At 69.6% G+C, this 6,581-nt stretch carries 9 protein-coding genes; 5 read left to right on the forward strand and 4 right to left on the reverse strand.

Translation table 11 applies throughout. The annotated features are described in order from the left end of the window. Positions 1-45: 45 nt before the first annotated feature. From ACWF82_RS34210 to purU, 3 genes are all read left to right on the forward strand, one after another. Positions 46-339, forward strand: coding sequence for a DUF2516 family protein (locus ACWF82_RS34210; RefSeq protein WP_378851759.1), 294 nt, complete (start codon positions 46-48; stop codon positions 337-339). A gap of 90 nt (positions 340-429) precedes the next feature. Then, on the forward strand, positions 430-1,482 hold the full coding sequence (locus ACWF82_RS34215) for an alpha/beta fold hydrolase (RefSeq protein ID WP_452507703.1): 1,053 nt from the start codon (positions 430-432) through the stop codon (positions 1,480-1,482). A 20-nt stretch (positions 1,483-1,502) separates the two neighbouring features. Beyond that, a complete protein-coding gene (gene purU, locus ACWF82_RS34220) occupies positions 1,503-2,393 on the forward strand; it encodes a formyltetrahydrofolate deformylase (protein WP_452507704.1) in 891 nt (296 codons plus the stop codon). Positions 2,394-2,399: 6 nt separating this feature from the next. Here the strand turns inward: purU and ACWF82_RS34225 are convergent, their stop codons facing one another. Then, complete coding sequence (locus ACWF82_RS34225) at positions 2,400-2,927, reverse strand: GNAT family N-acetyltransferase (protein WP_452507705.1); 528 nt, start codon at positions 2,925-2,927, stop codon at positions 2,400-2,402. A gap of 122 nt (positions 2,928-3,049) precedes the next feature. Between ACWF82_RS34225 and deoC the strand changes: the two genes are divergently transcribed. Then, positions 3,050-3,721, forward strand: a complete 672-nt coding sequence (gene deoC, locus ACWF82_RS34230; RefSeq protein ID WP_452507706.1) for a deoxyribose-phosphate aldolase — start codon at positions 3,050-3,052, stop codon at positions 3,719-3,721. 1 nt (position 3,722) lies between these two features. Here the strand turns inward: deoC and ACWF82_RS34235 are convergent, their stop codons facing one another. Further along, positions 3,723-4,457 carry an LmeA family phospholipid-binding protein gene (locus tag ACWF82_RS34235; RefSeq protein ID WP_452507707.1) on the reverse strand — a complete coding sequence of 245 codons (735 nt, stop codon included), beginning with the start codon at positions 4,455-4,457 and terminating at the stop codon, positions 3,723-3,725. A 106-nt stretch (positions 4,458-4,563) separates the two neighbouring features. Between ACWF82_RS34235 and ACWF82_RS34240 the strand changes: the two genes are divergently transcribed. Continuing rightward, positions 4,564-5,172, forward strand: coding sequence for a hypothetical protein (locus tag ACWF82_RS34240; protein ID WP_452507708.1), 609 nt, complete (start codon positions 4,564-4,566; stop codon positions 5,170-5,172). Here the strand turns inward: ACWF82_RS34240 and ACWF82_RS34245 are convergent. Both ACWF82_RS34245 and ACWF82_RS34250 read right to left on the reverse strand, forming a co-directional pair. Beyond that, the gene (locus tag ACWF82_RS34245) at positions 5,158-5,958 is read right to left on the reverse strand and encodes a class I SAM-dependent methyltransferase (protein ID WP_452507709.1); all 801 of its coding nucleotides are present in this window, start codon (positions 5,956-5,958) and stop codon (positions 5,158-5,160) included. The genes ACWF82_RS34240 and ACWF82_RS34245 overlap by 15 nt on opposite strands. Then, a complete protein-coding gene (locus ACWF82_RS34250) occupies positions 5,955-6,479 on the reverse strand; it encodes a DUF2505 domain-containing protein (protein ID WP_379310231.1) in 525 nt (174 codons plus the stop codon). The genes ACWF82_RS34245 and ACWF82_RS34250 overlap by 4 nt, the downstream gene beginning before the upstream one ends. Positions 6,480-6,581 lie beyond the last annotated feature (102 nt).

Below are 6,581 nucleotides of genomic sequence, written 5' to 3' on the forward strand. Positions count from 1 at the left end.
TCCGATGATGCGCGGGGCCGCTGTTCGTATGATGGGAGTGTGAACCTGGTAAACGGTGTGACGTCGCTGATCCTGCTGGTCCTGTGGGTGGTGGCATTCGGCGCGACGGTGTTCGCGCTCATCCACGCCGTGCGCCAGCGCGCCGAGGCCTTCACGGCCGTCGACAAGATGACCAAGCCCATCTGGCTGGCGATTCTCGCCGGCGCGATGGTTTTCCTGCTGCTCGGCGTCGCCGGCTTCGGCATGCTCACGTCGTTCATCGCCATCATCGCGACCGGTGTCTACCTCGCCGACGTGCGCCCGAAGATCGACGAGGTGCAGCGCGGGCCGCGCTGGTAAACCGCCGCGGCGAAATAACGCCGCGCACCTCTCGCGGTTCAGTGGTACACGGTGTTACTGTATCTAGCAGTAACACAAAGGAGTGTGCCGATGCGTGCAAAGCTGCCGACGGCTCTGCTGAACCTGGTCGATTCCGCGTCCTTCGCGGTCAAGGCCACCCTGGCGGCCCACCGGGCCGATCTCAGGACGCGGACCCACGGGCTCGCGGCCTTCGATCCGCCGACCGTCCCGCACGAGGTGATCCCGGTGGTCACCGCGGACGGCGCCCGCCTGCGGGTCCACGCCTACGGCCCGGTCGACGCGCCCGTCATCGTGTTCGCGCACGGCTGGACCTGTTCCATCGAATACTGGAACGCCCAGATCAACGCCTTCGCCGGCGAGTACCGCGTGATCGCCTACGACCAGCGCGGCCACGGCGAGTCGACCAACGGCTTCGCCCGCCCCAGCACGGACCTGCTCGCCGACGACCTGTGCGATGTGCTCGACGCGGCCCTGCTGCCCGGTCAGCGCGCGGTCCTGGTCGGCCACAGCATGGGCGGGATGACGCTCATCGCCTGGGCGGGCCGCTACCCCGAACGGGTCGCCGAACAGGCCGAGGCCGTGGTGCTCACCAACACCGGCGCGCACTCGCTGGTCGAGGTCTCGACCATGGTCCCCGGCCTGAACAAGCCGCTGCGCCTGCTGCGCGGCCGCGCGATGCCGACCCCGGACTGGCTCGGCAAGCTCATCCTCGGCACGCCGGTCGTCTTCCCGCCGATCGCGCCGGTGCGCTGGATCTTCGCCCGCCAGGTGATGACGCTGGACACCACGCCGGAGAAGCTGAGTTACGCCCTGTCGGTGGTGCGCGGCTGTCCGATGATGACCCGCTCGCGCTACGGTCTGCTGCTGGCCGAGCTGCACCTGGGCGACGCCGCGAGCAACTTCTGCGTGCCGACCACCGTGCTGGCCGGTGACCGCGACGACATGACCCCGGTCGTGCACGCCGAGCGCCTCGCCGAGCTGCTGCGCAAGGCGGGCACCCTGGCCAAGTTCAAGGTTCAGCCGACCGGGCATCTTGGCAATGTGGAGCGCTACGACCTGTTCAATGCCGAACTCCGTGAGGTACTCGCCGCGGCCTATGAGCCTGCGCGCGCGCTGGCCTGAGCGCCTGCGAGGATGGGCGGATGAGTTCTGCCCCTGTGACCTCGGATGACCGCCGGTTCGTGCTGACCCTCGGCTGCCCGGACCGGCCGGGCATCATCGCCCGGATCTCCTCGTTCATCGCCGAATTCGGCGGCTCGATCGTGGAGGCCGGCTACCACTCCGACGGTGACATCGGCTGGTTCTTCACCCGGCAGGCGGTCAAGGCCTCGACGGTGCCGTTCGGCATCGACGAGCTGCGCACCCGCTTCGCCGAGGTCGCCGCCGAGTTCGGTCCCGAGACCGACTGGCAGCTGCACGACTCCGGCGCGCCGCGCAGGGCGGTGCTGCTGGTCAGCAAGGACGGGCACTGCCTGCACGACCTGCTCGGCCGGGCGCAGGCGGGTGAACTGCCGGCGACCATCGAGGCCGTCATCGGCAATCACCCCGACCTGGCCGGGATGACCGAGGCGCACGGCGTGAAGTTCCACTACGTGCCGTTCCCGAAGGACCCCGCCGAGCGCGGCCCCGCCTTCGGGCAGGTGCGCGACCTCGTCGACGCCCACGATCCGCACGCGGTGGTGCTGGCCCGCTTCATGCAGGTGCTGCCCGCCGAACTGTGCGAGCACTGGGCGGGCCGGGCGATCAATATCCACCACAGCTTCCTGCCCTCGTTCGTCGGCGCGCGGCCGTATCACCAGGCCTATGACCGCGGCGTGAAGCTGATCGGGGCGACCTGCCACTACGTCACCGCCGAGCTGGACGCAGGCCCGATCATCGAACAGGACGTCATCCGGGTCGACCACGCCGACGACGTCCGCGACATGGTGCGTCAGGGCCGCGATATCGAGCGGGTCGTGCTGGCACGCGGGCTGCGCTGGCACCTGGAAGGCCGGGTGCTCGTGCACGGCCGCCGCACGGTCGTCTTCGAGTAAAACGCCTCAGAGCTCGTAGAACGGGGCCGGGTAGCGGAATTCGCCGGTGACCGCCGGATCGTAGGCCGTCAGCGGCCGCACCTGGAAGAACTCGGCCCAGTCCGCCTGGTCCGGCACGACGCCGAGCCGGGCGCCGGGGACGAAGCCGAAGCGGGTGTAGTAGTCGGGGTTGCCGACCAGGCCGACGACCGACTCGTCCAGCGCGTCCGCCGCGCCGAGCGCCGCGTGCATCAGGGCCGAGCCGACACCGGTCTTCTGATGATCGGGGTCGACGCCGAGTGGGCCGAGTGCCAGCACCGGGAACGGGCCGATGCCCGCCCTGGTGAGGCAGATGTGCCCGACGACGTTGTCGTATTCGAGCGCGACCAGCGACAAGGTCGGCATCCATGACTCGTCGGTGCGTAGCGCGTCGACCAGCGCGACCTCGGGAGGTTCGGTGATCGACGGGTCCTCCGCGTAGTGCGGGGCGAAGGCGGCTCGGTGGATGGCGGCGATCGCCGCGGCATCCGCAGGGGTCTCGCGACGGATCAGCACAATCGTCTCCGTGTCTGTGGCGGCTGGATTAAGTCTCCCGGATATGGGTACGAGCGCGCAACGATGTTTCCGGCACCGGCTGTGCAAGGGTGGTGGACTGGTCGTGTGTCATGCTCGGGAGCATGACCGTCTCGACGCCGCTGACCCGGGCCGACGTGGCCGCCATGATCGATCACACCCTGCTCGCCCCGGAGGCCACTCCCGCCGAGGTCGATGCCCTGATCGGCGAGGCGCGCAAGCTCGGCGTGTACGCGATCTGCGTGTCGCCGTCGATGCTGCCACTGCGGGCGCCGGGGCTGGTTGTCGCGACCGTCGCCGGGTTCCCGTCCGGGAAGCATCACTCGCTGGTCAAGGGCGCCGAGGCGCGGCTGGCGGTGGACCAGGGCGCCGCCGAGATCGACATGGTGATCGACGTCGGCGCCGCGCTGGCCGGCGACTTCAACGCGGTGCTGTCCGATGTCATCACCGTGCGCGAGGCGACGACGGACCGGGGCGTCGTGCTCAAGGTGATCATCGAGTCGGCCGCGCTGACCGACGAGGCGATCGTCGGCGCGTGCCGGGCCGCCGAACAGGGCGGCGCCGACTTCGTGAAGACCTCCACCGGGTTCCATCCGGCGGGCGGGGCGAGCGTGCACGCGGTACGGCTGATGGCCGAGACCGTCGGCGGGCGACTCGGGGTCAAGGCCAGCGGCGGCATCCGCACCGCCGAGGACGCGGCGGCGATGATCGCGGCCGGTGCGACGCGGCTCGGGTTGTCGAAGTCGGCGGCCGTGCTGGACGGGTTCGCCGAGTAGCTCAGCAGGCGAACTCGGCCTGCCGGTCGGCGGACACCGTCTCGAGCTGGGTCTTGCCGCCGGAAAGCTGAACGACCACACCGTCATCGGTGACCTTCACTTCCTGCGCGCGCAAACCGAGCGGGTAGCTCTGCAAGCTCTGGGTGAACACCTCGACGATGCCCTGCACCAGATCGGTGGGCAGGCCGATGCCGAGCAGCTGCGCGGACTTCGTCTCCACCTCGACATTGCCGTTGCGCACCATCGGCTGCACCTCCAGCTGGGCAAGGCCGCCGAGCACATCGAGGGTGATCAGGCCGGTGCTCGACGAGGACTGCACGCCGCTGACCATGCCGCCCAGCGTCTGCGCGATGCCGGCGTTGTTCCAGGTCACCTCGGCCGACGAGCCGCCGATGGTGCCGCCGCCGCGGCCGCGGTCGACCAGTTCGATGTCTTCGAACTCCGCGTGCACGACCATCCCGACCGCGGGGCCGAACTTGTTGTCCTCGCTGTCGATGGTCACCGAGCCAACCTTGCCGTCGAGGTAGGTGATCAGCATCGGCTTCGGGCCGAAACTCACGTCGATGCTCGAGCCCATCTCCTGCTCGAACGAGCTGCTGATGCAGCGCGAGATCTGGTGGCGGGCATAGGCTTCGGTGCTCGCGATCGCCGCGACGAGTAGCACGGCGACCACGACCAAGGCGATCACCAGCGTGCGCCGACCGACCTTCGGGCGTTGAGGTGTCTGCGTGCTCATGGGATCGAATTCTTCCCGAAGTTTCTGTGTCTGCTCTGAGGACGCAGTGAAAGCCTTCGTAGCAAAGTGTGAGCTGACGCACTTTCGGCGGCGTAGCCTGAAACCCATGACTGGCGAGGGCGTGCGCCGGGTGCAGGGGACGGCGGACCATCGGTGGCGGGTGCTGCGGCGGCTCGCGGGCCGCCACGCGGGCTTCTTCACGACCAGGCAGGTGCTGCGGACCGGCTGTGAGCCGCAGGTCAGGGCCGCGCTCGGCGACGGGACGGTGACCAGGGCCGGGGTCGGGATGATGCGGCTGGCGCAGTGGCGGGCCGGTCCGCTCGACGAGTACGCGATGTGGGCCGCCTGGTTCGACGGGGCGGCGGCGGTGTCGTATCAGAGCGCGGCGGAGCTGCACGGGATCGGCAGATTACAGCCGCGGTTCCTGCATCTGTCGGTGTCGGCGGGCAGGCCGCCGGTGACGCCGCGGCTGGTGCTGACCCGGCGCAAGCTGGATGGTCCCGATGTCGAGTCGGCCGGGCCGTTCCTGGTGACCACGCCAGTGCGCACCGTGCTCGATCTGGCCGAGACCGAGATCTCGCAGTCGGCGCTCGACGAGGTGGTGGCCGACGCGGTCGCCATCCATCGTTGCGACACCGACGAGATCTGGTGGGGCGGACAGCAACTCGCGCCAAGGGCGGCCGCGCGGGTCCGGCGGGCGTTAACCGGCGTCTGACCAGTCGTTCGGCGCGACCGTCCGCCACGGCACCGACAGCACGCAGTCACGCATCCGGCGGCGATAGGCGCGCACCGGAAAGCCGTTGGCGCGCAGCAGTTCCGCCGCACCGCGCCAGCGGATACGCGGACCGAACGGTGCCAGCGCCGCCGATCTGTCCCACGCGCGATCGGCCGCCGTCAGCAGGGCGTGCACGCGTTCGCCCGGAATATTGCGGTGGATCAGCGCTTTCGGCAGTCGCTCGGCGATATCGGACGGGCGCTCCACGGTGAAGGGGTCCCAGGCCAGGGTCAGCGAGAGCGGGCGGTGCCGGTCGAGCAGTACCCAGGCGGCCCGGCGGCCGAGCTCGTCGCAGGTGCCGTCGACCAGCAGGCCGCCGGGTGCGAGGTTCGACTGAATGCGGGCCCACGCGTCGGGGACGGCTTCCTCGGGATATTGGCGCAGCACGTTGAACGCGCGGACCAGCACCGGGTTCAATCCGGCCAGTTCGAAACCGCCGCGGGCGAAGCGCACGCCGTCGCGGCCTTCGACGACCCGGGCCGGATCGATCTCGAGTCCGACCACCTGGAGGTCGGGGCGGACGGTGCGCAGGCGGGCGGCCAGCTCGAAGGTCGTCCATGGCGCCGCGCCGTAGCCGAGGTCGACCACCAGCGGGTCGGCGGCCGTGCGCAGGCGCGCGGTCACCAGGTCGTCGTGCACCAGCCAGCGGTCGCTGCGGCGCAGGCGGTTGACGCCGGTCGTGCCGCGGGTGATCGTGCCGACCGGTGCGAGTGTCTTGATCGTCAGACCGTCTTCTTCGCGTCTTCGGCGAGCCAGCGCGAGGTCTCCTCCTGCTCGGCCCGGAACAGGTCGACCAGGTTCACCAGCATCAGCTGTTCCAGGCGCGGGCCGACCATCGGGATGAACACCTTGGCGGTGGGGGAGAAGCGCATGGTGGCGCCGGTCTCGGTGGGGAACAGGCGGATGGTGCCGTTGAGGCTGCCCGGTCCGGCGGGGATGGAAGCGGAGAAGGTGCCCTCGGTCTCGTCGTGGGCGAACGGGCCCCAGCTCTCCTTGCGGGTGATGACCATGTCCTTGCGCATCACCGTCTGGGCGATCTCGGGGAGCATCTCGCGCGGCAGCGTGTGGGCGAGCACCACATCGATGCCGGAGTCGCTCACCTCGTGGCTGATCACCTCGTTGTGCGGGGAGTATTTCCGCATCTCGGCGACGCGCGCTTCCCAGTAATCCCTGCTCTGCAGCGCCGCGTAGAGCTCTTCGGTGGTGTGCAGCGGGTACCGGGCGGAATAGTCAAGTCGACGTGCCATGAGGACGCAGTGTATTGGGAGCGCTGGCGCGCTCGAGTCGGCGGCCCCTTGTGTCCCGCCGGTCAGGCACCGTTGCTTGCTCCTTCGTCGCGTACGCAACGG

Source organism: Nocardia sp. NPDC055053 (assembly GCF_053608285.1).

Excerpts from the sequence above, each read along its gene's own strand:
- purU (WP_452507704.1), top strand. The coding sequence starts at position 1,503 with ATGAGTTCTGCCCCTGTGACCTCGGATGACCGCCGGTTCGTGCTGACC.
- ACWF82_RS34240 (WP_452507708.1), top strand. The coding sequence starts at position 4,564 with ATGACTGGCGAGGGCGTGCGCCGGGTGCAGGGGACGGCGGACCATCGG.
- ACWF82_RS34215 (WP_452507703.1), top strand. The coding sequence starts at position 430 with ATGCGTGCAAAGCTGCCGACGGCTCTGCTGAACCTGGTCGATTCCGCG.
- deoC (WP_452507706.1), top strand. The coding sequence starts at position 3,050 with ATGACCGTCTCGACGCCGCTGACCCGGGCCGACGTGGCCGCCATGATC.
- ACWF82_RS34250 (WP_379310231.1), bottom strand. The coding sequence starts at position 6,479 with ATGGCACGTCGACTTGACTATTCCGCCCGGTACCCGCTGCACACCACC.
- ACWF82_RS34235 (WP_452507707.1), bottom strand. The coding sequence starts at position 4,457 with ATGAGCACGCAGACACCTCAACGCCCGAAGGTCGGTCGGCGCACGCTG.